The sequence below is a fragment of the Blautia sp. OF03-13 genome (genome assembly GCF_003460685.1).
GTDB classification, from domain to species: Bacteria; Bacillota; Clostridia; order Lachnospirales; family Lachnospiraceae; genus Fusicatenibacter; species Fusicatenibacter saccharivorans.
The window spans coordinates 1-24,625 of the sequence record NZ_QTVR01000011.1 but is presented as its reverse complement, the minus strand read 5'-3'; the positions used below and the strand labels follow the sequence as shown (position 1 = coordinate 24,625).

The 24,625-nt window shown below is 46.8% G+C and carries 26 protein-coding genes and 4 pseudogenes; 8 read left to right on the top strand and 22 right to left on the bottom strand.

Features of this window, described 5'->3' with window-relative positions:
- Nucleotides 1-44: 44 nt before the first annotated feature.
- The 6 genes from DXA55_RS10045 to DXA55_RS17770 all read right to left on the bottom strand — a co-directional run bounded on the left by DXA55_RS10045 (nucleotide 45) and on the right by DXA55_RS17770 (nucleotide 7,327).
- On the bottom strand, nucleotides 45-3,305 hold the full coding sequence (locus tag DXA55_RS10045) for a M14 family metallopeptidase (protein WP_242998479.1): 3,261 nt from the start codon (nucleotides 3,303-3,305) through the stop codon (nucleotides 45-47).
- Nucleotides 3,306-3,625: 320 nt separating this feature from the next.
- Nucleotides 3,626-4,621 carry an asparaginase gene (locus tag DXA55_RS10040; RefSeq protein ID WP_117509129.1) on the bottom strand — a complete coding sequence of 332 codons (996 nt, stop codon included), beginning with the start codon at nucleotides 4,619-4,621 and terminating at the stop codon, nucleotides 3,626-3,628.
- Nucleotides 4,622-5,037: 416 nt separating this feature from the next.
- Nucleotides 5,038-5,253, bottom strand: coding sequence for a hypothetical protein (locus tag DXA55_RS10030; RefSeq protein ID WP_117814042.1), 216 nt, complete (start codon nucleotides 5,251-5,253; stop codon nucleotides 5,038-5,040).
- A 270-nt stretch (nucleotides 5,254-5,523) separates the two neighbouring features.
- Entirely contained in the window at nucleotides 5,524-5,892 is a 369-nt protein-coding gene (locus DXA55_RS17775) for a hypothetical protein (protein ID WP_242998477.1), read from the bottom strand.
- 134 nt (nucleotides 5,893-6,026) lie between these two features.
- Nucleotides 6,027-6,998: an MFS transporter gene (locus tag DXA55_RS10015; protein WP_242998475.1), complete on the bottom strand. Its 972-nt coding sequence runs from the start codon at nucleotides 6,996-6,998 to the stop codon at nucleotides 6,027-6,029.
- The gene (locus DXA55_RS17770; protein WP_242998473.1) at nucleotides 6,992-7,327 is read right to left on the bottom strand and encodes a hypothetical protein; all 336 of its coding nucleotides are present in this window, start codon (nucleotides 7,325-7,327) and stop codon (nucleotides 6,992-6,994) included. The genes DXA55_RS10015 and DXA55_RS17770 overlap by 7 nt, the downstream gene beginning before the upstream one ends.
- A 288-nt stretch (nucleotides 7,328-7,615) precedes the next feature.
- Between DXA55_RS17770 and DXA55_RS19565 the strand changes: the two genes are divergently transcribed.
- Both DXA55_RS19565 and DXA55_RS19295 read left to right on the top strand, forming a co-directional pair.
- On the top strand, nucleotides 7,616-7,780 hold the full coding sequence (locus DXA55_RS19565; RefSeq protein WP_117814040.1) for an AraC family transcriptional regulator: 165 nt from the start codon (nucleotides 7,616-7,618) through the stop codon (nucleotides 7,778-7,780).
- A 176-nt stretch (nucleotides 7,781-7,956) separates the two neighbouring features.
- Nucleotides 7,957-8,792: pseudogene (locus tag DXA55_RS19295) on the top strand (4Fe-4S binding protein).
- A 49-nt stretch (nucleotides 8,793-8,841) separates the two neighbouring features.
- On the opposite strand, the gene DXA55_RS17105 reads toward DXA55_RS19295, so the two are convergent.
- From DXA55_RS17105 to DXA55_RS17755, 11 genes are all read right to left on the bottom strand, one after another.
- Nucleotides 8,842-9,003: a hypothetical protein gene (locus DXA55_RS17105; protein WP_158565074.1), complete on the bottom strand. Its 162-nt coding sequence runs from the start codon at nucleotides 9,001-9,003 to the stop codon at nucleotides 8,842-8,844.
- A 173-nt stretch (nucleotides 9,004-9,176) separates the two neighbouring features.
- Nucleotides 9,177-10,211 (bottom strand): alcohol dehydrogenase, encoded by a 1,035-nt coding sequence (locus tag DXA55_RS10000; protein WP_117814038.1) that lies wholly within the window; start codon nucleotides 10,209-10,211, stop codon nucleotides 9,177-9,179.
- 4 nt (nucleotides 10,212-10,215) lie between these two features.
- Entirely contained in the window at nucleotides 10,216-10,866 is a 651-nt protein-coding gene (locus tag DXA55_RS09995) for a vWA domain-containing protein (protein WP_117814036.1), read from the bottom strand.
- 189 nt (nucleotides 10,867-11,055) lie between these two features.
- Entirely contained in the window at nucleotides 11,056-12,072 is a 1,017-nt protein-coding gene (locus DXA55_RS09990; RefSeq protein ID WP_117760427.1) for an O-acetyl-ADP-ribose deacetylase, read from the bottom strand.
- A 467-nt stretch (nucleotides 12,073-12,539) separates the two neighbouring features.
- Complete coding sequence (locus DXA55_RS18730) at nucleotides 12,540-12,704, bottom strand: oxidoreductase Fe-dependent alcohol dehydrogenase family (protein ID WP_022462483.1); 165 nt, start codon at nucleotides 12,702-12,704, stop codon at nucleotides 12,540-12,542.
- 138 nt (nucleotides 12,705-12,842) lie between these two features.
- Nucleotides 12,843-14,186, bottom strand: a complete 1,344-nt coding sequence (locus DXA55_RS09980; protein WP_117760428.1) for an MATE family efflux transporter — start codon at nucleotides 14,184-14,186, stop codon at nucleotides 12,843-12,845.
- 20 nt (nucleotides 14,187-14,206) lie between these two features.
- Nucleotides 14,207-14,401: a DUF4224 domain-containing protein gene (locus tag DXA55_RS09975; RefSeq protein ID WP_022462481.1), complete on the bottom strand. Its 195-nt coding sequence runs from the start codon at nucleotides 14,399-14,401 to the stop codon at nucleotides 14,207-14,209.
- 113 nt (nucleotides 14,402-14,514) lie between these two features.
- Nucleotides 14,515-15,405: a LysR family transcriptional regulator gene (locus DXA55_RS09970; RefSeq protein WP_022462480.1), complete on the bottom strand. Its 891-nt coding sequence runs from the start codon at nucleotides 15,403-15,405 to the stop codon at nucleotides 14,515-14,517.
- Between the two features lie 302 nt (nucleotides 15,406-15,707).
- Nucleotides 15,708-16,625 (bottom strand): radical SAM mobile pair protein B, encoded by a 918-nt coding sequence (locus DXA55_RS09965; RefSeq protein WP_117814034.1) that lies wholly within the window; start codon nucleotides 16,623-16,625, stop codon nucleotides 15,708-15,710.
- A gap of 253 nt (nucleotides 16,626-16,878) precedes the next feature.
- Nucleotides 16,879-17,199 (bottom strand): flavin reductase, encoded by a 321-nt coding sequence (locus DXA55_RS17760; RefSeq protein WP_242998471.1) that lies wholly within the window; start codon nucleotides 17,197-17,199, stop codon nucleotides 16,879-16,881.
- Entirely contained in the window at nucleotides 17,139-17,381 is a 243-nt protein-coding gene (locus DXA55_RS17755; protein ID WP_242998468.1) for a hypothetical protein, read from the bottom strand. Before DXA55_RS17755 ends, DXA55_RS17760 begins: the two co-directional genes overlap by 61 nt.
- Before the next feature lie 154 nt (nucleotides 17,382-17,535).
- Here DXA55_RS17755 and DXA55_RS09950 point away from each other — a divergent pair, with 154 nt between their 5' ends.
- Nucleotides 17,536-17,889, top strand: a complete 354-nt coding sequence (locus DXA55_RS09950; RefSeq protein ID WP_117814032.1) for a winged helix-turn-helix transcriptional regulator — start codon at nucleotides 17,536-17,538, stop codon at nucleotides 17,887-17,889.
- A 167-nt stretch (nucleotides 17,890-18,056) separates the two neighbouring features.
- Here the strand turns inward: DXA55_RS09950 and DXA55_RS09945 are convergent, their stop codons facing one another.
- Genes DXA55_RS09945 through DXA55_RS09935 form a run of 3 tightly spaced genes read right to left on the bottom strand, consistent with a single transcriptional unit; the run spans nucleotide 18,057 to nucleotide 20,768 of the window.
- Nucleotides 18,057-18,893: an NAD-dependent protein deacetylase, SIR2 family gene (locus tag DXA55_RS09945; protein WP_117814030.1), complete on the bottom strand. Its 837-nt coding sequence runs from the start codon at nucleotides 18,891-18,893 to the stop codon at nucleotides 18,057-18,059.
- Between the two features lie 16 nt (nucleotides 18,894-18,909).
- Nucleotides 18,910-19,791 (bottom strand): NAD-dependent protein deacetylase, SIR2 family, encoded by an 882-nt coding sequence (locus DXA55_RS09940; RefSeq protein ID WP_117800762.1) that lies wholly within the window; start codon nucleotides 19,789-19,791, stop codon nucleotides 18,910-18,912.
- Complete coding sequence (locus DXA55_RS09935) at nucleotides 19,788-20,768, bottom strand: NAD-dependent protein deacetylase (RefSeq protein ID WP_173841546.1); 981 nt, start codon at nucleotides 20,766-20,768, stop codon at nucleotides 19,788-19,790. Before DXA55_RS09935 ends, DXA55_RS09940 begins: the two co-directional genes overlap by 4 nt.
- 127 nt (nucleotides 20,769-20,895) lie before the next feature.
- Here DXA55_RS09935 and DXA55_RS09930 point away from each other — a divergent pair, with 127 nt between their 5' ends.
- Genes DXA55_RS09930 through DXA55_RS09920 form a run of 3 tightly spaced genes read left to right on the top strand, consistent with a single transcriptional unit; the run spans nucleotide 20,896 to nucleotide 22,897 of the window.
- A complete protein-coding gene (locus tag DXA55_RS09930) occupies nucleotides 20,896-21,438 on the top strand; it encodes an Rrf2 family transcriptional regulator (RefSeq protein ID WP_242991104.1) in 543 nt (180 codons plus the stop codon).
- Between the two features lie 53 nt (nucleotides 21,439-21,491).
- The gene (locus DXA55_RS09925; RefSeq protein ID WP_055228485.1) at nucleotides 21,492-21,878 is read left to right on the top strand and encodes an ArsR/SmtB family transcription factor; all 387 of its coding nucleotides are present in this window, start codon (nucleotides 21,492-21,494) and stop codon (nucleotides 21,876-21,878) included.
- Complete coding sequence (locus DXA55_RS09920; protein WP_117814028.1) at nucleotides 21,875-22,897, top strand: helix-turn-helix domain-containing protein; 1,023 nt, start codon at nucleotides 21,875-21,877, stop codon at nucleotides 22,895-22,897. Before DXA55_RS09925 ends, DXA55_RS09920 begins: the two co-directional genes overlap by 4 nt.
- Before the next feature lie 95 nt (nucleotides 22,898-22,992).
- Here the strand turns inward: DXA55_RS09920 and DXA55_RS09915 are convergent, their stop codons facing one another.
- Complete coding sequence (locus DXA55_RS09915) at nucleotides 22,993-23,130, bottom strand: hypothetical protein (RefSeq protein WP_442857661.1); 138 nt, start codon at nucleotides 23,128-23,130, stop codon at nucleotides 22,993-22,995.
- A gap of 273 nt (nucleotides 23,131-23,403) precedes the next feature.
- Here DXA55_RS09915 and DXA55_RS09905 point away from each other — a divergent pair.
- Both DXA55_RS09905 and DXA55_RS18110 read left to right on the top strand, forming a co-directional pair.
- Nucleotides 23,404-23,559: pseudogene (locus DXA55_RS09905) on the top strand (winged helix-turn-helix transcriptional regulator); the annotation flags it as partial.
- Nucleotides 23,560-23,799: 240 nt separating this feature from the next.
- A pseudogene (locus DXA55_RS18110) lies at nucleotides 23,800-23,934 on the top strand (transposase); the annotation flags it as partial.
- A 261-nt stretch (nucleotides 23,935-24,195) separates the two neighbouring features.
- Here DXA55_RS18110 and DXA55_RS09885 read toward each other — a convergent pair.
- A pseudogene (locus DXA55_RS09885) lies at nucleotides 24,196-24,611 on the bottom strand (AAA family ATPase); the annotation flags it as partial.
- Between the last annotated feature and the right edge of the window lie 14 nt (nucleotides 24,612-24,625).

The window sequence follows — 24,625 nt, the reverse complement described above, 5'->3', positions numbered from 1 at the left end:
GCACGCTCGTGCTTTCACAACCCTGTATCCTGTATTTCTTCCAGTTACCTAGAGACAATCATCGGTCTCTTTCGTATGTAGCTGGTCAAAATCGTTCCATCCTGCTCGGTAAAGCGGCAGTCCATAACGTTCCGCGCCTCCATGAGCATCTGTATTGTCACTTCGTCGTGCGCCACATGAGCCCGCGCACACAGGTTCAGGTATTCTCCCTGTGCCGTTTCATCCGCAACCTCGCTCGTATAAGCGACGGTTGTAATCCACGGATAGCGGATCGACGAATATCCATGCGCCGGATTCGATTCATACGGAATCCAGTAATTGATCATTTCTTTATAATAATTGGCCGGAAACAGTTTCGGCATCCACGCATGGGCATATTTTTCAAACTGTGCACTCCACTCCTGGTTCAGTGCTTTCATCTCCGGATACGCTGCAATCTTGTCTGCGATCACATCCTCCATGACCTTATTCACATCATAGTTTCCTTTGTATTCCGGATTCATTACATACCAGAAATAACCATATAAGAGCGATCTCGGAAGCCAGAAACCTTTGTAGGACGGGGAGGTATAACCAGAAAACTGCTGCTCCCATTCGTGGCTTGGCACACCGTGGTTATCCACCATCATATCCGGTGCATATTTCTCGTAAATCCGGCTGATGCCCATCGCTTCGCTGTGAATCGTATCCTGCTGGAAATAATGACGGTAAAACTCTTTTCCAAGAGAATTGAACCGCGCCACATGGAATTTCCACGTCGGATGCTCCTTCTGCAGTTCATAGTGAATCGCTGCACCGTCCACGTTTTCCATCGGGATCAGGATCAGATTCAGCTTATCCGGCAGCTCTTTGTAAACATCTTCTGTTAAAAGTTTCTTCAGCAGCATAAACGATGCATTCGTTGAGGCAACCTCGTTTGCATGGTGTCTTGCATTGATCACCTCGCTCGGCACTCTCGCCAGACGCTTCGTCAGCGACAGATATCCCTCGTACTCCGGTTTCAGCCAGACAGCATAGAGCTCGCGGCCCGTATAGGAAACGGCAATCCGGAAGACCTCGATACCCGGAACTTCTTTCAGCTCCTCAATGATCTCCCGATACGTATCGTATCCGATCAGTTCGTGCTCATGCAGGTTGATGTTCTCGATCCGTTTCGCCTTTGGCTTTTCTTCCCGCTCCAGGGTCTGTGCCGCATACGATGCGCCGCTTTCTGTTTCAAAGACAAGCGCTGTTTCCACAGGAACACAGCTGCATTTTTCAAGAACACCTTTCGACCACAGCGCTGCGTATGCTTTTACGGTAGCCTCTGCTGCGCCTTTCACTGTGATATGGAAATTCAGCTCTCCGTTTTCCCACGAAACTGCGGAAATCCAGGTTTCGACTTCACTTCGTTTTCTCTCTGCGGCAGCGGTCTCTCCGTCTTTTGTGATGCATGCCGCATCTTTTAACGGCTCTGTCAGCGTAACGCGAAAGACCGGCCGGCCCTCTTTCTGATGGATCACCGGCAGAATCAGGCCCGGTGCATCCAGCATCACGCCGGCTTTCTGAATGCCGTAATTTTTAAAATAATCACCGCCCACAAAATACATGTCCTCATGGAGTGCATCAAGCGATGAGATCAGATCCTCACGGGAACCGGTCGGCTCGTCCGGCTCGCTTACCGTAATGTCCATTCTCAGTTCGTGGAAGAACGGCTGCATCTCCTCCGCAACGGTTCCGCCCGTTTTTTCCTCGATATAGCGGCGGCAGTCCGGAAGGACTTCGCTCTGGTAGACATCCCAGATTTCTTCCAGATCGGTGCGGACTTTTTTGTCAAGAATGGGCTTGCCATTTACTTCTGCTTTTATATAACCGGTCGACGGGTGAACTTTTCCCATCTGCGGGTATTCATTCATATACGGACGCTCCGACCACGCGGCCTTGTACGCATCCTCACAGCAGACGCTGTTTTCTTTGCTTCCCTGGCAGAGATATGTGATGTCATCTTCTCCCTCATAGGCTTTGAATACGACATTTTTTCTCTCGATACCGAGCTCTTTTACCAGAAGATCCTCGATCGGGTACAGCTCCTGCAGATAACGGATCGGTAGGTCGTACCATTTGTCCGGCGTCTCGGCACTCAGGTTGTGGTAAGACGGGATGGCTCCGTTTTCATCATTCCATTCCGTCTGGCCTTCTGGGAGAAACGGTTTGAAATAAACGGTAACCGTATCGGCTCCGGCCTCTTTCAGACGCGGAAGCATCTCTTCTGCCAGCCAGGAATAGCCCTGTTTGTAGGCACAGTAAATCGTTGTCTGTTCCGGCACAGCGCCTGCTTCGCGGATTTTTGCATCGATCGCTTCGCACATCTTCCGGCGCACGCTCTCGGTCTCGCTGACTGCTCCGGTGATTTTTACGGTGCTTCCCTCTTTGAGTTTCGGATAGACTTCCGTTTCCAGAAGTTCTTCAAATACTTCGACCTCCCACGGGAATTCATATACTTTCTCGTACATTTTCTGACCGGATTTGTAATTGTAAACTTCTGCATCTCCGGCCTCTTTTTTCTGCTCTTCGCTCCAGCGCGGCGATCCGTAAACCGCATAGGCGCCGCTTTCTTTTTCCTGTAAAGCTTTCAGTTCGGCAAGCTGGCCGTCCTCTCCGCGTAGGATAAAATCATCCACCATGTCCATCAGGAGATCTTTCCAGCTTCTCTCACCGCAGATCTTTGGAAATGTATTGCAGAGGCGGGCGGTGAATGCGGTCAGTGCTTCGCCGTCTCCGCGCAGATACACTTTTACGCCGTCACCGTCTGTCTCTCCAAGGACCAGTTCTGTCTGATCTGCTTTTTCAAAAATAATCTGATTTCCCTTGTAACCCGCCTCGGCAAGAATGGTTCCTTCGTATCCTGTCGTCTCCATCCCGAAACGGTATGCCAGATCACACGCTGCAAGAAACATAGCATCGCTTGCGTCCTCTGGAAGCACCAGTTTTACATCAAGTGCATCCGGGAGGAAATCGTGATTCTGATCTTTTAAAAACGGACCTTTTTGGAACATTTTTTCCAATCCTGTTTTTTCCCGGAAATCCAGGTCGTAAACCGGCCCGATGTGGTCCGAAGCCGCCTCATACCCCTCCGGGGCTGCATCTGCTGTTTTCTTCCACAGCTTCCGGAATTCTTCTTTTGTTTCCGGTACCGGGATTTCTCCATCCGCGGCTGCAACAGGAAACACTGCCGTCTCTGCCTGGAAACCAAGAAGCAGCGCCGCCTCAACGGTGTTTCGCTTCTGTTCTTTTGTCATATCTGCTGTAAACCTTAACCGTTTCATGCATGCACCTCCGAAATCGTTATCGTTCACACATATGTTGTAACTGTAACCAGCGGTTGGATTCGTCATCCAAAATCCGCCGTTTTCCGCACTGCATCATGAATTCAATTCTACTAAAATGTTCAAAAGATGTCAACCTGTTTCTGATTTTTCTATGAAATTTGCACAATTCTTCCAATAAAAATCAACTTTGCGTCCGTACTATCTGAAAATTTTGTGGAAAATTTCTTTTTCCTCAAAAAGAAAAAGAGGCGTTCACAGCCAGCAGAAACATTTCTTTCCTGCGGACCGTGACAGCCTTTTTGCCGTCTTTCTTTTTCTTATTTCCAGACCGTATCGTAGTTGATCGGTTTATAGAATGCTTTTTCCCGGCTCTCATGATCATCCGGACGGTTGCCGAGAAGCCACATGGTTTTAGTTGCGACTGCCTCCGGGGTCATATCGTATGACTCGAGAATGTTGCACAGGGTTTTCATCTCATGGCCGACTTCATAGACGGTCATATCGCTTCCCTCGTGAGAAACCTGGGTACACATGATGATGAGTTTTTCCGGGTACTTCTGGCAGAGCTCGTAAAACGGCTCCTTGATGCTCGCCGGAATACCGCCGACACCGAAGCTCTCCACAATGATCGCATCGTAGTGCTCAAAAATCGCCGGAAGCAATACCGGGCTGATTCCCGGGATCAGTTTCAAGAGAAAAACGTTATCGCTTAAGTTTTCATAAAAACGAACCGGCTTTTCATACGGCAGCATCGGCAGATACCGCAGAATCCTGCGGTCCTGTATTACCGCAAGGTACGGGAAATCGATGCTGGAAAAGGCATTGTAGCTCTTCGTCCGCACCTTCTTCGCGCGCGTTCCCGCGATGACTTTTCCGTCGAACACAATCTGTACACCCTGGGATGCATCATCACAGGCGTAATAAAAGCTATCGGACAGGTTTGTCTTTGCATCCGTGATATCCAAATTAATCGGCCGCTGTGCTCCGGTGATGACGATCGGCTTTTCCGAATTCTGAATCATATAGGAAAGCGCCGCCGCCGTGTACGCCATCGTATCAGTTCCGTGCGCGATGACGAAACCGTCGTAATCCTCGTAATGCTCCTTCGCCACTTTCACCAGCGTGCTCCAGTTCTCCGGAACCACATTCGAGCTGTCCAGATTGAACGGATTCACCGCCGTAATCTCACAGAGGCCTTCCACCTCCGGAATATAAGACAATAACTCCTCCGGCGTAATCTGCGGAGTCAAACCATTTTCCGTCTTCTTCGAAGCGATTGTGCCGCCGGTTGCGATAAATAAGATCTTTTTCAATGTAAATCACTCCTGTTTTCTCGTTTGGTAACAAGTTTTCTTTATCTTAGCAGACTTTGGGGACGGCGTAAATGATGAATTTGGAAATCGAGAAACCAATCCTTTCCATTGACGCGAAAAATTCCGTTTGCTATACTGAATTTTAGACACAGAAAATCCTTATCTACGAATTTTACATTCAGAAAGCCAGGCTTCCTATGAATCATGAAAATCATCCCGGTCATCCATATCTTTATTCTTTTCTTCTTGTTTTCGGTCTGACGCTGATCTGCGCTCTGCTTGCAGGATCTTCGTATTGATCGGAGCGTGAAAAACAGAAAGCTGCCGAACAGCGCAGAATCCATGAGCTGCATAATGAATTTCTGACTCAGAAAGATTAAACACATGTTAAACATACGTGAAACGCCCTTTACCGGCTACGCCTTCAGCAGCACCTTCTGCCCGCAGACCGGGATTTCCTCGAGATACTTAAAATACCACTTCTTCCTCCGCGCCGAATACCGCACCACCACCGGAATCCAGCAATTTTCCACTTTCAGATACACATACTGCCCGGAAGCCATTTCCACCTCGCCGTTCTGCTGCTCTACAAATGCACGGTTTTTCTTTATTTTTACAATGCCTTTCGTCATAATGATCATCCTTTCTGAACGGGTTTGAAAAGATACTCTACCTGTATTGTATGCAGAGGGGATAGGAAATTTCCACTTTTCAGGGGCAAAAAAACAGGACACGGGATTCCCCCATTGTCCTGTTCTCCTTTTATCACACACCTGCTTACCCCTCAGCATCGTTCTGCTGCCAAACTTTATCGCTCGAATCAGAACAGCTGCCCCAGCAGTTTCAGCTTTTCCTTTTTGGGGAATGCGGCTTCAAATTTTTCAAAAGCTTCCGGGTTCTTGTCACAGATAAAACTCCAACGCCAGCTGCATGGCCGTTTCATCAGAATCCGCCAGCTTACGAAAAATCACCGCCATATATTTCAATGGTCCGCCCGCCAGATAATCATGATGAAGCTGCGCAAGTTTTGGATCGCGGTATTGTTCCAGCGTCAGCATTTTGCGAAAATTGGCAGAGAATGTTTCTTTCGTCCAATGCTCAAACTGCGCCATGCTGTAATCATGAATCTGTGCAATCGGGGTCTGCAGATAGAAGTGTAATGGGGTCTGGTACCAATGTGCAGCTCCTCGGTGTCCAGAAACGCATCCTTGTGATCGACTCTTCCGGCTTTCCGGATCTGGCCTGTCTGTGCTTTTTTCAGGCAGCCACATTCCCGGCAGCCCGACTCACTGATTATCGTAACACGTAACCTCTCTTTGTGAAACCCCGGAGTCAAAAGCAAAAAATCTCAAAACCAGTTGCTCTTGTTCGCCTGGTTTTGAGATTTTTTTATGCTGTGTATCTTTTATTTTTCACCCGTCACCGGCTGATGGTCTGCAATTTTCAGAAAAACAAATCCAAGTGCAAAGAAAACCGCCAGACATGCAACTGCTACGTTGATCGTTCCTCCCGCCAGCTTTACAACTGCAATGACTACAGATCCAAGGAAGGAAGCGCCCTTGGCAAAAATATCATAGATGCCAAAATATTCTCCCGAATTCTCCGCCGGAATAATTTTGGAATAATACGACCGCGACAACGACTGAATTGATCCCTGAAAGCATCCCACTCCAAATGCCAGAATCGCAAAGTGCACCAGCGTCCGCAGTGTCAGCGCATAGAGGCAGATGACAAAATAGCCTGCGATGCAGATCAGAATCAGGGATACCGTATCTTTTTTCCGCGACAGTTTTGCAAAAAACAGAGATCCTCCAAAAGCGACAACCTGCGTGGCAAGCAGGAAAACAACCTGTCCAACCGTATTCAGGTTCAGATCGGTTCCGATGTTGATGCAGTTGTCAATGATAGTTCCGACCCCATCAATATAGAGAAAGAATCCAATCAGAAAGAAAAATACTTTCCGGTCCGAAACTGCGATTTTTTTCAGGGTTCTGAATATTTTTCCAAATGTCTGACCGACGGTAACCGTTCTCATTTCCACGTAATTCTTCTGCCGATACTCCTTCAGCAACGGCAGCGTCACCACCAGCCACCAGAGAGCCGTCACGCCAAAACCGATCATCTTAGAGACAAAATCCGGCAGCACCCCGACCATATCCGGCCCCAGAACGTAAGCAATCAGTGCTACAAGAAACGGAATGCAGGATCCCAGGTATCCCCACGCATAGCCATAGGAGGATACCTCATCCATACGTTCCTCCGTTGTCACATCATTCAGCATGGAATCGTAAATCGTCAGCGATGCATTATAGCAGACTCTTGTCGCAATATAAATGACCAGAAACAGCACCCAGCTCGTTGCAACGCCATTCAGCACACATCCTGTGATGCCAAGACCTGCCGTTGTGGTAAAAAGATCTTTTTCTTATCCTTACGATCCGCCAGCACACCGCAGACAGGACCGATCAGTGCCACCACCACCGTAACAATGGAAATGGCAATCGAATAATACGCCGTCGCCTGATCCGAACTGATTTTTCCCGGCCCTGTACCGATTGCCAGACTCTTAAACCAGATCGGAATCAGCGAACAGGCAAGCATAATAAATGCCGAATTTCCCACATCATATAAAACCCATGCAAACTCCTGCTCCGTCAGATTTCGAAACACTTTTGTCCGATGAAGAGCCCGAAACAGACCACTCATACTACAATCCCCACTTTCTTTTATTTTGTCATGCAGTATCAGTGTAGCATAGATTTCTTGATATTCAAAGTATTTTTTGTATGAAAGTAGGCAAAATCATTTGCAAAACGCCAGTTTCCCATCCTTCCATGATCCGCCGGAAATTTCACAGCAGATCATTTCGATTTCTCAGATTAATGCCGGTGTCTGCGCCAAAACGGAAAGAATCGCAATCACCGCAAAAATCACAGCAGCTGCCACTGCAGCAATCATAATTTTTCTTTTCATAGCATACCTGCTTTCTCTATCATGTTTCCGGAATATTTTGTTTTCGTAATCATATCTTTTTCCCTAAAGACATTATACCCTATGCATAGAAATACATCAAACTTTTCCAGTCCAGGCCACTTCCAGACAGCTTTTAAAAAACAGTTTGGAATGACTCCAAACGACTACAGGCGCAGGCGGTCATAACCGTCTGCGCCTGTAATCGTTTCACTTTTTTTGCAGATGTTTTATAAGAATCTGATTCCTATTTTTTTATTTCTCTGCTATACTTATGCTAAGATATCAGACACGCTCTTGCACCGGCCTGGCAGTCCGTGCATTGAGAAAAGATAAGAAAGCAGAGGATCAAAGAGATGACGAAAATCCCTAACAGACTTCACAAATACGTGCCATCTATGCTGCTGTTTCTGCTGTTTGAAGCAGTGGCAGTTACGCTGTGGCTCACAAAGGAGAATTTTTTCTATCTGCTGAATTTCAGCTACATCGGAGCCTGCCTTGGGCTTGGAACAGCACTATTTACCGCCGGAAAACGGTATGCCCGGCATTTCGTCCAGTTGGCGGTGGGCAGCTATATGTTGCTGTACCTTGGCGTGATTTCCCGTGAAAATATGCAGATCGAAGGTTCTGGTACTACCTGTTTCTCGGCGTTTTCGAAGCAGCAACTATCCACTACGCGGTTGCAAAAATTTTCGGACCGCTGCTTTTTGGGCGTGGCTGGTGCGGCTACGCCTGCTGGACAGCTATGGTGCTGGACTTTCTGCCCTACAATCAGCCGCAGAAGCCACGAAAAGAAAAGCTGGGCTTCCTTCGCTATGTGATGTTTTTTCTGTCTCTGGCGTTGGTGTCTGGGCTGTTTCTGATGCAGGTGGCACATCTGGAGCAAATCATGTTCTGGCTTTTCCTGGCCGGGAATGCGCTTTATTACCTTGTCGGTATTGTGTTTGCCTTCCTGTTTCAAGATAATCGGGCGTTCTGCAAATATCTGTGTCCCATTACAGTTTTTCTCAAACCTATGAGCTATTTTTCTCTTCTGCGCGTCCACTGCGATGAGGATAAGTGTGTCCATTGCAGGAAGTGTCTGCAGGTCTGCCCCATGAACGTGGAGGTTAATAAGGAAACCCGCAAGCGGAAAAACGGAACAGAGTGTATTCTCTGCTATGAATGCACGAAAGTTTGTCCCTCAAAAGCACTGCATTAACCGTTTTCCTCTTCCGTAAATTTATTCCTCGCTTCAGCCGTCAGATCATTCAGCTCAGAGAAAACAGCGTGGCAATTAATTCCTTCTCTTCCTCTTCGGTCGGCAGATCTGCCATATCCATCCATCGTTCATATTCTCCGGCAAATCCTCCGGCAGCCATTGCCTCCATGCGAAAAGACGATACAGCCAGAAGTACGGATTGTCGCCACATCCGGACCCAGCGGATTCATAAAACCGATCCCTTAATTACCTATACATAATTTTACCTGATTTTTCATGAATCGTATATACTAATGGTTGGAAATCCCCCCTGTTATAACAAAATTCCAATCATTATCATACCATATATAGTACATTAATGATTGGAATTATCTATATCTTCTTTTAGCATTCTACTACTACCTTAATTACACCGTCCCGCTTACCTTCAAAGAGTTCATAGGCTTCCTCTATCCTTTCTAAGGGATAGGTATGGGTGATAAGCGGCTCTGTGTTCAGTTTTCCCTCTGCAATCAACCGTAATGTTTCTTCACAGTCACAACCATCCACCCCTCCGGTTTTAAAGGTAAGATTTTTTCCATACATATCCGGAAGCGGCAGGATCTGTGCCTGATCATAAAGAGCAACCACCGTCACCAGACCATTGGGTCTCGCGCATTCCCAGGCCAGACGGAAGGTAGCTTCCGCCCCCGCAACCTCCAGCACAACGTCAGCTCCCCCATGATCGCTGTTTGCCCGTACAAACGCTTCACACTTCTCCGGAGAAACCAACAAAATCTCCGGATAATGCTGTCGGATAAACTGCAGACGATTTTTATCCTTTTCACACACAATAATCCGTCTTGGTTTTTTCAGCATTACCGAAAGCAGGGTACAGATACCGGTGGGGCCGGCTCCGATGATCAGCACCGTGTCCTGCTCTGAGATCTCTGAAATACGCGCTGCCCAGTAACCGGTAGCCAGAACATCGCCCACCAGCAATGCCTGTCGATCCGTAACGCCATCCGGAATCTTATTCAGTCCCTGATCTGCAAAGGGCACACGCACATATTCCGCCTGGCCGCCATCAATCCGGCAGCCCAGCGCCCAACCGCCATTTTCATCTGTACAGTTATTCACATACCCTTTCTTGCAGAAAAAGCATTCACCGCAGAAGGTCTCCACGTTTACTGTCACCCGGTCTCCTGGTTTTACCTTGGTAACTGCCTTTCCAACCTCTTCCACAATCCCCACCATCTCATGGCCAACCGTGATCCCGGGTACTGCCCGCGGAACGCTGCCATGCTTGATATGCAGATCGCTGGAGCAAATGCTGGCGAGTGTCACTTTGACAATAGCATCCCGCTCCTGCATCAGGGTCGGTTTTGGCTTCTCTCTTAATTCGAATTTTCCTTTTGAAACGTAGGTATACGCCTGCATATTTCTATTTTCCTCCACGTTTTTTATAATCCTCATCTATACGTTTTTTCCAGTCTGCGTTCAACGGGGCACTGCACCGGACAGAGCTGATTGCTTCGCTGACCACCTCATAATTCAACGCAGTTCCTTCGCTGTCGCACTGATAGTTGACTGCACGGTCTGCACCGATTCCGAACTGGCTTGCGGTCTCTACCGCGTCAATATTAGCACCGAGGAACAAAAACTCCCAACCGTATTTCGCTTTCTGCCGCTCGATCATCTGCCTCACTTTTTCGCTGTTGTACCTGCGGCTGGCATTTTCCATTCCGTCCGTAGTGATTACGAACATGGTGTGTTCCGGTACATCCTCCGGTCTTGCATACTTATGAACATTTCCAATGTGATGAATCGCACCGCCGATGGCATCTAAGAGCGCTGTGCATCCGCGAACTGTATAATCCCGGTCGGTCATCGGTCGGATTTTCTTTACATCTACACGGTCGTGCAGGACTTCACTCACATTGTCAAACAGTACCGTTGAAATCAGTGCTTCGCCCTCTGTTTTTTTCTGCTGCTCAATCATAGAATTGAATCCGCCGATGGTATCCCGTTCCAGTCCGTTCATGGAACCGCTGCGGTCTAAGATAAAAACGATCTCTGTTAAATTCTTTCTCATATGCTTGTCCTCCTCCAAAAAGATCTCGCCCTTGCGGGCTCGCTGTCGCGGTATTCGCCAAGGTTTCGAGCAAGCTCGAACTTTGGCTCATTACACGCGCATATGGCTGCTCGGTTTTGTACCTTACAGTCATAGTATAGCGATTTTCTTTTGTGGAGTGGTCGCATGGAAAGCGACATTTCTTTGTTCTTATGCTCCGATCAGACTCTGGTCAAAGGCAAACAGTGCCTCGTTAATTTCATACACATTATAGTTTCCCCGTTCGACAAAATATTCTACAATGATGTCAAATTTACTTGAATGGGACAATGTGAATCCTGCCTTGCCGAGCATCTCCTGCATCTGGGCAAGCGGCAGCTCCAAAGCGAGGGCAAATGCCAGCACCGTAGGTTTGGATGGCTTATAGAATCTATCCGAACGGATTTTTGAGAAGAGCTTTCTGTCAATATTTGCTTTCTTGTAGCACTGTGCATCCGTCATACCGCTTTCCTCAATCTTTCGAAGCAGCATTTCTGAAAAGCTCTCATCCATCTGTCCCAGCGCCTCTTCCAGAGACTGACTGCTGCAGGATTTACAGATTGCTTCGGGCGGCAGCGGGACAGATGCAGCTTCAAAGCAGGATTCCTCTTGCCATGCTTCGGAACACCGACTCTGTTCTGCCCGCCTGTCGGTATGTTCTTCCACATACCGGTCATCTATGTACACTGCGATGTCATCAAACAGCTTTCCGCTAATCTGATATGTCTTTCGGTCAAAAATAACGATATAGACCATCATCTCGTTTTCCAGCAGAAATTCGCTGATGGTATCGACTGCAACCTTCAGAGCCTGGTCTTTTGGATAGCCGTAAACACCGGAGGAAATCAGCGGAAAGGCTACAGACTGACAGCCATTTTCTTTCGCCAGATTCAAAGATGTCCGATAACAGGATTCCAGAAGCTCCTGCTCCCGATGCCTGCCATCCCTCCAGCGCGGACCGACTGCATGGATCACATATTTGCAGGGCAGACGGTATCCCTTTGTAATTTTTGCACTGCCGGTTTCGCAGCCATGCAGCGTACGGCATTCTGCAAGCAGTTCCGGTCCGGCCGCACGATGAATGCAGCCGTCCACACCGCCGCCACCCAAAAGGGACGTGTTGGCCGCATTGACAATCGCATCAACACTCATTTTTGTAATATCGTTTCTGATAAGCTGCAACGGCATGAAGCATACCTCCCATTCGTCCAGCAGTTGAAAATCAACATTAGTAAATAGAATATCCCATAACATAAGCTTCTTTAAAAACACTTTGATTCTTGACTCCAGGAACTTTATCGAGATATTCCATGTCATTACTTGCAATCTTAACTCTTTTTAAGTTAAGATGCAATATTTGAGTTAAAAGTAGTTGAAAATCAACATTATTAAAAATCATTTTCGAAAAAAGTCCGATGTAGCATGAGCATTACACCCACACTGCACCGGACATTCCACATCATCAACTGCTCTGTCTATTTTCTTCTTCCTGCTCATGCAGCTGCTCTTTTTTCTACTCGTCCCCTTTCAGGATTTCTTTGCCACAATGTCAAGTGATGAATTAAAAAAAGACAAGCAACATCAAAGAAAAATTTCTTTCACAGCACTTGCCTTTTTCTATTATATTATCGTTATAAAAGCTCCTACTTGAATGCTTACAAACTGTTCTTCAAAATCTCCAATACCTCATCATGATTCAACACCTTATATCCACCTTCCATGATGATGGTTCCATTTGCAATACCATGCAACATTTCTTCTGTTGCCCCCAACTCATGGAGATTCATTGTAAGTCCCAGTTCTTTCATCCAAACTTCCATACAGGAAAGCCCTTCTCTGGCAACCTGTTCATCAGCTTTTCCAGCAGGATTGACCTCCCACACATTCACAGCAAAACGGCAAAACTTGCTAAGACCATAAGGCATAATATACCGATATTGAACTTATTATAAATGAATCTATATCACCTGAAATGTTTTCCATTTTCCGGACTTCTGCCTCCAGAAGAAAATGACCGCCCGAATGCTCCAGTCACAAACCATTGCAATAGCAATCCCGATCACGCCCATTTTCAAAACAATTCCCAAGAGCCATGATAAAAGCAGACGCACCGCTATCGTGGAGATAACCGAAACATACATGGTAAATTTCACATCACCCGCTGCCCGCAGCCCATTACTAAGCGCACCGGAAAAGGGATATGCTGCTGCATTAAACACGTTATGGATTAAAACCAGCCAGATTACAAGCCGTTTGGTCTCCGGCTGCAAAGCATAAAATTTCATAAAGAATGGAGTCAGAAGAAAAATCAAAAGATTCCATGCCGATGAAATCAGCAATGTGATTCTTGTCAATCTCTTAAAATAATGCTCCGCAGCATCTGCATCCCCATTTCCCATACACTGTCCAATGACCGTTATAAATACGGGACCCATAGCGACTCCCGCCAGCGCAGCCAATGACCAGATACTTTGTGCAACACCATTTGCAGCAATCTGATATGTTCCAAAAAGTGCAACGATACCGCTTAATGCTACTTTGACTAACTGGAATATACCGTTTTCCATCCCATTTGGAATAGCGATTTTTAGAATTTGTTTCATGAAATCCACATTCCACCGGAAAATCCACTTGCAGCGATAGAACACTTCATTTTTTCTCTGAAAACAAAGTACTGTAATCATCACGGCTGAAAATGTCCGAGCGATCAGTGAAGGGTATGCAACACCTGCAACACCTGCACGCAAAACAAGTACACCAATGAAATTTCCAATAACATTGATGATATTGGAAATTACCGACAAATACATGGTCACACTGGTTTTTCCAATACTGCGAAAAAGGGCAGCGCCAGCATTGTAAACCGCCAATGCCGGATAGGAATATGCAGAAATCCTAAGGTATGTAATACAAGAGTGCATCACAGAATCTTCCACTTTACCGAACATCAGACGAAGCATCCCTTCATTTCCAATTAGAACCATCACTACGATCAGTATGGAAAAAATCGCAGAAAATGAAAGAAGCTGACTGGCGGATTCTCCAGCGTCATCATTTTTCTTTCTACCAATATACTGGCTGATCACAACCGCCCCTCCAGATGCCAATGCTGTAAACAGATAAATAAAAATAGTATTGAACTGATTTACCAGTGAAACACCGGATACTGCCGCTTCTCCTGCGTAGCTGACCACCAGTGTGTCCGCCATCCCTACAAGCATTATCAGCAGCTGCTCTAAAAACAGGGGAATAATCATAGCCATCAACTTCTCGTTTGAAAACAGAGTTGTTTGCTGATTCACGCCTTTTCCTCCTCTTATTGTTATTTTTTTGTTTTACAGATCATATAATCGATTGCATCAAGTGACTGCTGCTTTTCATGTACCTCATCAAGCAATTTGTACCGATATTTTCGCAACATCCTTATCTGCATTTCTTGATCTTCGCATCCTGAAATTTTTGCGATTTCTTCTTTGCTTAATCCGGCGTTTATACGGGAATCATAATCCGGTTTCATGAAATGGCACTCCCTCCTCAATAAAAAATATAGGTGCAGAAATTAAAGCTGTTTGCTTTATCTCTACACCTATATTATAATTTTCTAATTGAATTATATCAAATACTTAGTTTTTATGGTTTGTCCATGCCTAAAAAGCATTGAATATGTTTGATGAATTTTGTGGTTGCTAAGCTAAACGGCTGACCACGTTTCCATGCTAATACACTTGTTGCTGTAAGTGGCGGATCAAGCGGTCTGAATGTAACCTTTGATTGATTCCAGAACGGTACAGCCCCTTCAATCACCAATGAATATGCCAAGCCTCCATTCACCATAATTGCGCTGTTCGTACTTAAATTGCTGGTAAAAACAATATCCAGTTTCTCATAGTAGTTGCCAAACCAACTTGCCAACTCACTCTGCACATTCATACGCCTAGGAAGAATCAAAGGCAGTACAGACAAATCTTTTGCGCTTACCGTTTCTTTCTTGGAGAGTGGATCATCCGATTTCATCAGAACCACCCATTTTTCCCTTATATTCAAGCGAATAAATTCATATTTTTCCATATCAACCGGCTCAAGAAGCAAACCAATATCCAGTAGTCCCTTCTCCATTTGTTCCTTTACCAAATCTGCTGTGGCTGTAAAAATGTCAAAAGTAACACGGGGATATTTCCGACGAAAGGACTCAATTATTTTAGGAAGAAGTTGTACAGCAGCAATTTCTCCACACCCAATGGAAATTTTACCTTCCACCTGTTCCTCTTGCTCCACTAATTCTTTTTCTGTCTTATCTACAAGCTGCAAAATTTCTTCCGCACGACGGCGAAGAAGTATTCCTTCATTTGTCAATTTGATTTTCCGTGTCCCTCTATCAAACAGCTTTACACCAATATCTTCCTCCATCTGTGCAAGCTGACGTGAAAGTGTCGGCTGCGTGATATGTAAAACTTCTGAGGCTTTTGTGATACTTTCTTCCCTTACTACAGTCAGAAAATATCGAAGAACTCTAATTTCCACGAAAAATACCTCCCAAATTCATCATGCTTAATAAGTATATTTTAACGTATCTATACTCGAAAGGCAATAAAAAACATCTGCTCATCGTATGCTTACCGGTAATATAATTTTATGTAAAACTTGATAAACACCTATCATTTAATCGTTCTGTCTACATTGTAGAGCGGGGAAAATCGAAAAACAATGGACGGAGTACAAGTCCTTCCAAGAGGGATAAGAAAACTTCTGAATGGGTAAACAGTGCTAAAAAAGGTTCTGACATTGAAGCACAGCTCCATGTCAGAACCCATTTATTTCACAAATTATTTTTGGGAGTTGCGTCGCCCGGTGTTTTCCGAGCCACGCACTTCCTCATGGTAAAAGTAATCCACAATGACCGGGTGCCCAGGCTCTGCCCGGCCGTAGGGCAGCTCGTTGTCCACGAAGGGACAGCTGTTTTCTTTCGCCAGCCGTTCCGCTTGATCCTCCAAACCACGGAAGTAGCTTCTGTCTCTCTTGTTGTAGATAGCGTCGTACAGCGGAACCAAGTCAGGATGTTTTTTACGTATATAGTCAAGGATGTCTTTTTTGAATCCGCCTCGCAGGTTTAGATTTTCTAACCATATCAGGTCGCATTGATTTCTGACCTGATGGAAGATAGCCTCAAAATCCGTGATACCCGGAAAGACAGGGGCAATAAAGCAGACGGTGCGAATGCCCGCATCATAGATCTGCTTCATGGCATCCAGCCGTCGCTTGATGCTGACGGCATTGTCCATATCATTTTTAAAGCCTTCGTCCAATGTATTGATCGACCAAGAGACCGTGACCTTTCCCAATTTTTTCAGAAGGTCGATGTCACGGATTACCAAGTCTGACTTGGTACAGATGAGAATTTCTGCCTCACTGCCCCGGAGTTGTTCAAGAAGCTTTCGGGTGTTCTGAAACTGAGCCTCCTGGGGCAGATATCCATCGGTCACTGAACCGATGACTACGCGCTGCCCTTTGTATTTTTGCGGATTTTTGATTGCTGGCCAATGTTTCACATCCAGGAATGTCCCCCACGGTTCGGTGTGCCCGGTAAATCGCTTCATAAACGAGGCGTAGCAGTATTTGCAGCCATGGGTACAGCCCACATAAGGATTGACGGAATAGCCTCCCACCGGCAGGGCGGATTTTGTCATAATATTTTTGGTTTCTACATCCTGAATCAGAATGCTGCTCTCTTTTACTTCTGTCATGTCTTCTGTTCCTCCAATACCCGGTAAAAAGCCAGGGGAAATTCTTGTACCATCTGTGCCTCGCCCATGATAGGAAGCAGATCTTCCTTCATAAATACAGGGATGCCAAGCGAATGGGCCTGATGTGTCAGGTTCCACACCCATTCCGGTTTCGATACGGCTTTGCCCTTCCTATGTCCGGTCTCAGTCCCAATGACGATCCACTCAATTTAATACAAACAGCCACCGCTGATGCCTCCTTACCGTTTTAGATTTAGCCTTCTGCCGCAGGTGCAACTTTCCCGAAGCCGTTCCAGGCATACAGGCCCTTCTTGTCCTCATCGCCCAGGAACTTGTCCACCTGACAGATGTGCAGGATATGGTCGCCCACCTCCACCGACTGCTGCAAGATAGCCACCATCGCCAGCCGGGTGTCCGCCGGAATCTGGATATCGCTGCCCTCCACAGCCATCATCTCGATGTTGTTGGCGGCCACCTTATCGGTCTCGGCACCGGTAGATGCTCCGCAGGCCATTACTGCGCCTGCCAGACTCTCACCGGGAACAGTGACAATGACTTTGCCGGTCTCACGCACACGCTTGCCGGTGTGGGACTGTTTGCCAGTGGCGAAGCCACCATAGGCGGATTGAAGGAGAGGTAAGACACAAAGCAAATGGGAGCCAGGTTCGTAGAACCATCCTCCTTTTTAGAGCAGATCAGTGTCAGCGGATTGGGGGAGGTCAGAACAGTAGCCTCCATAATGTTCAGTTCTTTCATAAAATTCAGACCTTTCTAAGAGATTTCAGTCGTTGACTGTATGGCCAACCAGTGATATATTTATTATATCTGATAGTAATTTTTGTTCAAGTACGCAAATTATTTATACCTGGTATCAAAAAATATACTGCAAAAGACGAGGAACGATCCAATTATGACTTATGAAGAATTCAAAGAAAAGGTTGGCAGTGTCATTCTAACCGGCGAGGGAAACTGCCCGGTCACGCCGGTGGTTCAAATGCTGCAGGGCAAATGGAAACTCCAAATTCTCTATGAACTGTGCATCAAGTGTCCTATGCGGTTTGGGGAACTGAAAAAAGTTCTCAAACCCATTACCAACACAGCTCTGACCAACGCGCTGAAAGAGCTGGAAGCGGACGAATTGGTTCAGCGTATCCAATATAATGAAATGCCTCTGCGAGTGGAGTACTCCCTCACCGAAAAAGGGCGGGACCTGCTGCCGGTCTTTTACACCATTTCCCAATGGGGAATGAAATATATACCATGATTCTAACTATATTAATATCTGCCTGATAATAGCCGGGAGGCATTGACAATTTGAGTCAACTTCCCGGCTTTTTATGCATTCTCTACTGCTGCAAAGGATTCAGGAAGCAACCTGGTTCATGAGAGTTTATGCATTTGTATAGTCATTTTGAACCTGCTCCGAAATCGTCATACCTCACACGCCTCCCAGAGAGCAGGCAGCAGCTCATCCAGCCGCCCGTCCAGTCCGAAGGACTTCTCTTTGATATTGTCCGCAATGTAGATCTCCCCCAGATTGATGGTCACATAAGTGGCGTTTGGCTCGCCGGCCACCAGGCGCATCATCGGGGCCTTGATCAGCTGATTGCGCCAGCCAATGCCCAGCTCCAGAACCACCAGTTTCTTTCCGTGGTAGGTTTTCAGAAAGTTTTGGAACCGTGCCTGGGCAGCGGCATCCGGGATCATTCTCTGACCCGCGCCCATGTGGATGTCCATGGGACCTCCGCACTTGGGACAACGCGGCACCAACTCTGTAGGCACATGGCCGCCCTGTTCGGCAGCCGATAATTTTTCGGCCACCTCTAAACTTGAATAGAGGGTATCGTGGCAGGGGCGGGCACACTGCATAGTAATCCAGTTGCCCTCAATCTCATAGATTTTCGTCGGATCGAAGCCACACAGTTCAAAGTGACCTTCTCCGTTTGATGTGACGACAAAGTAATCTTTTTCTCCTACAATGGCCTTCAAATCGTTCATCACCGGCGTAGGCTGGTACTGCCCACAGTAACGATGGATGAGCCGGGCCCAGAAGGCCCATTTTTCCTCCTCGCTGGGCCATCCGGCCATCATGCCCTGCAAAATACAACGTAAGCCGTATTTTTGTTTGAAATCCCCAAACAGTCTTTCAAAAGTCGCATTGTCCGCAAACAAATGCAGTCCTTCGGTGATGGACAGGCCGTTACTGGCTCCGATCAGGATAGCGTCCGCTTCTCTGAATTTTTTCGCAATAGGGTTCCAATCAATCATATTCGTTCGCTCCTTTCTATTTTATGGTTGCTGCGATGGATCGCTCCTGCCGGAGGGCAGCCAGAGTTTCCGCCAAATCTCCTTGCAGATACAGGCTGCGTCCCCGCAGATGCTCTGGCCTATGAGCTGCCTCTCGATTAAGACATGCATAAAAGACGTTTTCGTTTTTGGCAGTAAGTTCCCAGAAGGGCAATTTGATGATACTGGGTGTCATCTCACCCACGCCAAGTTCCAACAGCAGGACTTTTTTGTCGGACTGATCCATTATCCAGTGTCGCAGGAATCTATGGTAGCGATGCAGACTATCCTGCCAGAAGGTTCCCTCTAGAAAGGTATCATCTCGTACCCAGGGCACCAGCACCCGCCCGCAATCCGGGCAACGAGGAACAGCCTCCTCCGGCAGGCGAACACCTGCCAGGCAACCAGTCAGTTCCTTCACCAGTTCGCGGTTTTCCCCAATATCATCCCGGCAGGGCTGACTGCATTGGCAGTAGCTAAAGTCTCCCTGAAAGGCGCAAATTTGTTTCTGGGGAAATACTCGAAAAAACTGCTGATCCACATTGGTGGTCAGAACAAAAGCAGGTTTGTCCGCAACAAGCGCCTGCAGGTCCAGATAGGGCTGCCCAGTAGGGGCTTCCCACATGAAGCGGATATATTGACTGTAATACCCCCACTGTTCCCCATAGCTGGAAAAGCAATGGTAGAATCCAGCCAGCGGAGAGGTAAAGCCATACTGTTCGCGAAAGGGAGCCAATGCCTCCGAAAGTGCCGGGGACCAATGGTAGTGGTCGTATCCAGCCGCGCTTGACAGGCCGGAGCCGCCTCCGATCACAACAGCATCTGCTTGATCAATACGCTCGGCAAGTTCCTGAAGCGTCGCTTGGTTTGCAACCCTCATCGATCGTTATCTCCGCTGTCCATGGTATCCCGTGCATCCCGCAGCACTTGAGCAATGTCGGCCACAATGGTCATGCCCTTGTCCTCCAACTGCTTGGGCAGGAAGTCATACTTGTTGTTGACAGCAATATATCGAGCATGGGGAAAGCTGAGGGTCATGTTCCAGAAAGGTTCTTGGATAAACATGGGAGTCATTCGGCCCACGCCCAGCTCCAGGAACAAAATTTTGCTGTCTTTGTGTTCCAGCACATAGCGAGAAATTTTTTCGTACTGTTCTTCGTATTTCTTTCCTTGCAGAAAATTCCCATATCCTCGCACCCAAGGGAATGCCTCGCCGCCGCAGTGGGGGCATCGGGGAATGAGATCCGTGGGAATCTTCGTGTCACTCCCCATAGCGGCTACCATATCAGCCACCGGCTTTACCGCATCCCAAGTGTCATCGGTACAACAGGCGGCACACTGGAAGAAGCGGTGATCCCCCTGAATCTCTGCCACCTTCTCCTCCGGGTAGAGTTTGACAAACTGGGTATCCTGGTTCGTGGTGAGGATGAAGAAGTCCTTGCCTTTCAGCAAAGCGTCTAAATCCAAATAGGAATGACGCACAGGTGCGGTCTGGGTGGTGTGAAGGAATGTGGCGAGATACCCCCAATACTCTTCCCTTGTCTTCCAGGGGTGCATCATCCCTGCAAAAGCACCTTTGAAGTGGTACTTCTCGGCAAAAGGGCGGAAGTATTTGCGGTAAGAGTCGTTGTCCTCGTAGTAAAAATCTCCACCACCGGCAGCGGACAGGCCGGAGGCCCCGCCCACTACCACACAGTCAGCTTCCTTTACCTCCTGTACCAAACGATGGATCTGTTCGCTATACGGCAGCGGCTTTTTGTCAGTCAGCTGATAAGGCGTACCGCCGGAAGCATAGATATGATAGTGCCTGGAATAATTCATCTGGGTCTGCATGACCAGATCATCATAGAAGTTCATTGTCACCATTCCTTTCAAGTGGGTGTTATTTTTATTCTTACTTCAAATTATTTTAGCATCCTCTTGCGTCACTGTCAATATGTTGTTATAATAAAAATAACATCAAAGCAAAAAAGGAGATCAGGCTATGAAATATTCTACCCGTCTTAGCGATGCTGTTCATATTCTGGCTTTTATCGCTCTGTACCCAAACTGCGACCTGACCAGTAACAAGCTGGCAGAGAGCATTCAGACGAATCCTGCCTATGTGCGCCAGCTCATGTCCGCCCTGCGGAAGGGAGGACTGCTGGTCAGCGTGAAGGGACATCCCCGACCTGCTCTGGCTCGTGAGCCGGAGAAAATCACTCTACTGGATGCCTATCGGGCAGTAGAGGGCAACAAGCCCCTGCTCCATCAGGACATCCACACCAATCCTGCCTGTGGCGTGGGTGTAAATATTCAACTGGTGCTGCGGGATTTTTACTTGGACATTCAAAAAACAGCGGAACAAAGAATGCAAGGAATCACGTTGAAAGATGTGCTGGAACAATATCACATGACTCCCATTGGTTACCCCTGTCCTTTTGCCAAACGTATGCGGGAGCTGGTGCAGAAAGAGATAGGTGATGGTGTCCGTATCTTGGATTACACCCATGACGCTGGTCCTGAACCAGAAATATTTCAGAAGTAAAGTTTCTTTTTCCTTCAGCCTGTGGTAAGATAGACTTTAAGGAGGAGTGCTAAATGATTCAGAACCCCTTACCACACGACCACGGACAAACTATCGAGCAGGAACTGGAACATATGCCCAGCGTAGAAAACTTTCAAACCGTAGCTGATATTTTCAAGCAGCTGGGGGATGGCAGCCGTATTCGCATTTTTTGGTTGCTTTGCCACTGTGAGGAATGTGTTATCAATCTTTCAGCCATGGTAAATATGAGCAGTCCTGCAGTTTCTCACCATCTCAAGCAGTTGAAATCAGCAGGTCTGATCGTTAGCCGCCGGGACGGAAAAGAGGTCTATTATAAAGCGGCCGATACCGAGCAGGCCCGAAATTTCCATCACATGATTGAGTGGCTTGTAAAAATCGCCTGTCCGTCGCAAGTAGAAAAACAAAAAGGAACGCCATGAAAAAAGAAGAATCCAAAGTTATCGCTCAAAAATTTCAAAAGATTCCAAACGGCACCCTCGCCTTGAAGCATTGCCGGGCTGGCGGAACGGGTACCACACTCTTTGGAGAACAGTTTCGAGCGGTTACCGCTGGAAAAGGGGTTATGGAGGCATATGAAACTTTTCCTGGAATAGAGGTATCCTTCAATGTTTTTCTTGCTTCAGAGATCAAGTTTCAGCATGATGCTTCGGATTCTGTTTTAGAAATTTACTATTGTCGCAGTGGTCGCGTGGGTTGGAATATGCAAGACGGTACTGCCGTCTATTTAGGTACAGGTGATGTGACAGCACACAGTATGGCCTGCTGCGCGGATTCCGCCATGATGTTTCCCCTAGGATATTCAGAGGGAATTTCCATTTCCGTGGATCTGAAACAGCTCTCTTCCATTTGCCCGGAAGTTTTAAAGAATGCCGGTGTGGAGGCAGACCAGTTACGGGATCGATTTTGCTCCGGAAAACCATCCGCAATCCCGTCCTGTTCCGATTTAGAGCACATTTTTGCCCCACTCTTTTCTGCTCCTGTATCCGTTCGAATTTCCCTCTTGAAATTGAAGGTGCTGGAAATTTTGATTTATTTGAGCAACATGAAATCGGAGCATAAAGAATTGACTCAATACTTCTCCCAGCAAACCGAATTGATAAAAGAAATTCATCAACAGTTGACAGAGCACTTGGATCAACGATTTACGATCGCAGAACTTTCCAAACAGTATTTGATAAATACCTCCACTCTAAAGGAGATATTCAAGGCAGTCTACGGCCAGCCTATCGCCACCTATATGAAGGAATTTCGAGTGCGTCAGGCTATGAAATTATTACGGGAAACAAATGACACTATCGCGGATATTGCTTCCCAGGTAGGCTACCAAACCCAGGGAAAGTTTTCAAGCGCTTTTCAGTCTATAGTCAAAATGTCACCCAGAGAATACAGAAAAATCCAGGGTATAGCTCCATCGGATTCCTTTAGCAAAACACTGTAATGAAAAATTCTGGTAGACTACTGCCAACAAAGCCAAGTTCTTCACTTTTGATGTATAGTCGATCAGCGTTGTCATCCTAATCTGTGCTGACTGCATCAGCAGCCGTTTTCCACATACTGAACATAGGAGATCAAACCGTCTGTTCTTACAGCATCCAGTGTTTTTACGCTGATTCCCAGTATACTGGCTGCTTCCTTCCTTGTAATCAGTTTATCCATCGCCTTCTTCGTCATAGTTCATAGCGAAAGCTCCCTTCCTGTGATAGCTACATACTACCACAAAAGTAATTATCTTTCACTGACAACTATCCTAACACACAGGGATAACTTGAATAGAGTAAAATGCTCGCATCTATCATTTCAAGCAAGAGAAAATGAAGTGAAATGCTTGCATTCTCTAATGATTATTATGAATTGATTTTTAGGGCAACACAATCCGTCGAATTATTTTGCGCTTACTTTCAAAAAATCTTGAAACGCATATTTTTAAAAATGCAGATGTAGACTGTCAAGGAGCTGGAAGCGGATAAACTGATCGTCCGCACCGAGTATCCGCAGATTCCGCCGAAGGTGGAATATACGCTTTCGGAACGAGGAAAAACGCTGATGACTGTGCTGGATCAGCTCTGTGTCTGGGGCGAGGAGAATCGACTGACAGAGTGACAACTTCCAATGGAGCAGTGAAGCACACTGCCGCCTGTGAGAAATCCTACATCTCTGGGGTGATAAGAAAAAGTACAGAGAAACCATATTTTCAGAAAGCACTGCCGGGTGCTGTATCAGCATGATACTTGGCAGGCTTTATCCATATCAGTGTATGGAGATTGGAGACAACAGCAAATGAAAGAAAACTGTCTATGGTATTGGTAAAAAAAGAGACAGGGCAAATGTCGAAAGGATAGTCCAGAATTAAAGGATGCACTCCTCAGGAGGATGCTTCCACCAAACAATGAATCTATTACCAAGATATCCAGAGAAGAAGGAATCTCTGAACAGACACTTCGTAACTGGCGGGATAAAGCCCGAAAGGAAGGCTATGCTGCTCCTGGTACGGATGCTGTTCCTGATGACTGGAGTACACAGGATAAATTTTTAGTTGTTGTTGAAACAGCAGGTATGAATGAAACGGAACTTGCCGAGTATGCCCGTAAAAAAGGTCTTTATATCGAGCAGATCAAAGCCTGGAAAGATGCCTGCATGAATGCCAATGGTGGCATCGCTAAAGAAGCTTCCCGGCTTAACCGCGAACTTAAGGATTCTGAGAAAGAACGCAGAAAACTTGAAAAAGAATTACAGCGCAAGGGCTACGTCTGCTTCCATCAATCGGGGCTTGACCGTATCGCCCAGACCGTCCTCGGCGGTCTGATAGATGATATTGAAAGGTTCAAGTGTCTCCATACCGGGCAAAGGCTTTCGATTGGTGCAAGCCGCCGCAAGGCGCATGGCAAAGTAGGTCTTGCCCTCGCCGGGATTGCCCTGGATAATTGTCAGCTTTCGGGAAAGGACTTGCCGTAAAACTCTATGACAAAATCAATGGGATAGCCGCCCTTGCTCTGGCTGTGGCGAAACCACTTGTTTCCCCGGACGGTCAGGCTGTCATGTTCTTTCCAGCGGTATTCTCGTCCGCTTTTGATAAGTGTCTCTCCCTGTGTGCGGAGAAAATCTTCCAGACTGACGGCGTTTGCCCGGTCAATCTGTGCTTGGGTGTAATTCATCGGGATAGTTCCTC

Coding starts and splice junctions, on each gene's coding strand:
- DXA55_RS10045 (WP_242998479.1), bottom strand. CDS start 3,305: ATGAAACGGTTAAGGTTTACAGCAGATATGACAAAAGAACAGAAGCGA.
- DXA55_RS10030 (WP_117814042.1), bottom strand. CDS start 5,253: ATGACGAAAGGCATTGTAAAAATAAAGAAAAACCGTGCATTTGTAGAG.
- DXA55_RS17775 (WP_242998477.1), bottom strand. CDS start 5,892: ATGTGGCTGCCTGAAAAAAGCACAGACAGGCCAGATCCGGAAAGCCGG.
- DXA55_RS17770 (WP_242998473.1), bottom strand. CDS start 7,327: ATGAGTGGTCTGTTTCGGGCTCTTCATCGGACAAAAGTGTTTCGAAAT.
- DXA55_RS19565 (WP_117814040.1), top strand. CDS start 7,616: ATGTTTCCGGAATATTTTGTTTTCGTAATCATATCTTTTTCCCTAAAG.
- DXA55_RS17105 (WP_158565074.1), bottom strand. CDS start 9,003: ATGTGGCGACAATCCGTACTTCTGGCTGTATCGTCTTTTCGCATGGAG.
- DXA55_RS10000 (WP_117814038.1), bottom strand. CDS start 10,211: ATGCAGGCGTATACCTACGTTTCAAAAGGAAAATTCGAATTAAGAGAG.
- DXA55_RS09995 (WP_117814036.1), bottom strand. CDS start 10,866: ATGAGAAAGAATTTAACAGAGATCGTTTTTATCTTAGACCGCAGCGGT.
- DXA55_RS09990 (WP_117760427.1), bottom strand. CDS start 12,072: ATGCCGTTGCAGCTTATCAGAAACGATATTACAAAAATGAGTGTTGAT.
- DXA55_RS18730 (WP_022462483.1), bottom strand. CDS start 12,704: ATGGAAGTTTGGATGAAAGAACTGGGACTTACAATGAATCTCCATGAG.
- DXA55_RS09975 (WP_022462481.1), bottom strand. CDS start 14,401: ATGAAACCGGATTATGATTCCCGTATAAACGCCGGATTAAGCAAAGAA.
- DXA55_RS09965 (WP_117814034.1), bottom strand. CDS start 16,625: ATGACAGAAGTAAAAGAGAGCAGCATTCTGATTCAGGATGTAGAAACC.
- DXA55_RS17755 (WP_242998468.1), bottom strand. CDS start 17,381: ATGAAAGAACTGAACATTATGGAGGCTACTGTTCTGACCTCCCCCAAT.
- DXA55_RS09950 (WP_117814032.1), top strand. CDS start 17,536: ATGACTTATGAAGAATTCAAAGAAAAGGTTGGCAGTGTCATTCTAACC.
- DXA55_RS09945 (WP_117814030.1), bottom strand. CDS start 18,893: ATGATTGATTGGAACCCTATTGCGAAAAAATTCAGAGAAGCGGACGCT.
- DXA55_RS09940 (WP_117800762.1), bottom strand. CDS start 19,791: ATGAGGGTTGCAAACCAAGCGACGCTTCAGGAACTTGCCGAGCGTATT.
- DXA55_RS09935 (WP_173841546.1), bottom strand. CDS start 20,768: ATGAACTTCTATGATGATCTGGTCATGCAGACCCAGATGAATTATTCC.
- DXA55_RS09930 (WP_242991104.1), top strand. CDS start 20,896: ATGAAATATTCTACCCGTCTTAGCGATGCTGTTCATATTCTGGCTTTT.
- DXA55_RS09925 (WP_055228485.1), top strand. CDS start 21,492: ATGATTCAGAACCCCTTACCACACGACCACGGACAAACTATCGAGCAG.
- DXA55_RS09920 (WP_117814028.1), top strand. CDS start 21,875: ATGAAAAAAGAAGAATCCAAAGTTATCGCTCAAAAATTTCAAAAGATT.
- DXA55_RS09915 (WP_442857661.1), bottom strand. CDS start 23,130: ATGACGAAGAAGGCGATGGATAAACTGATTACAAGGAAGGAAGCAGCC.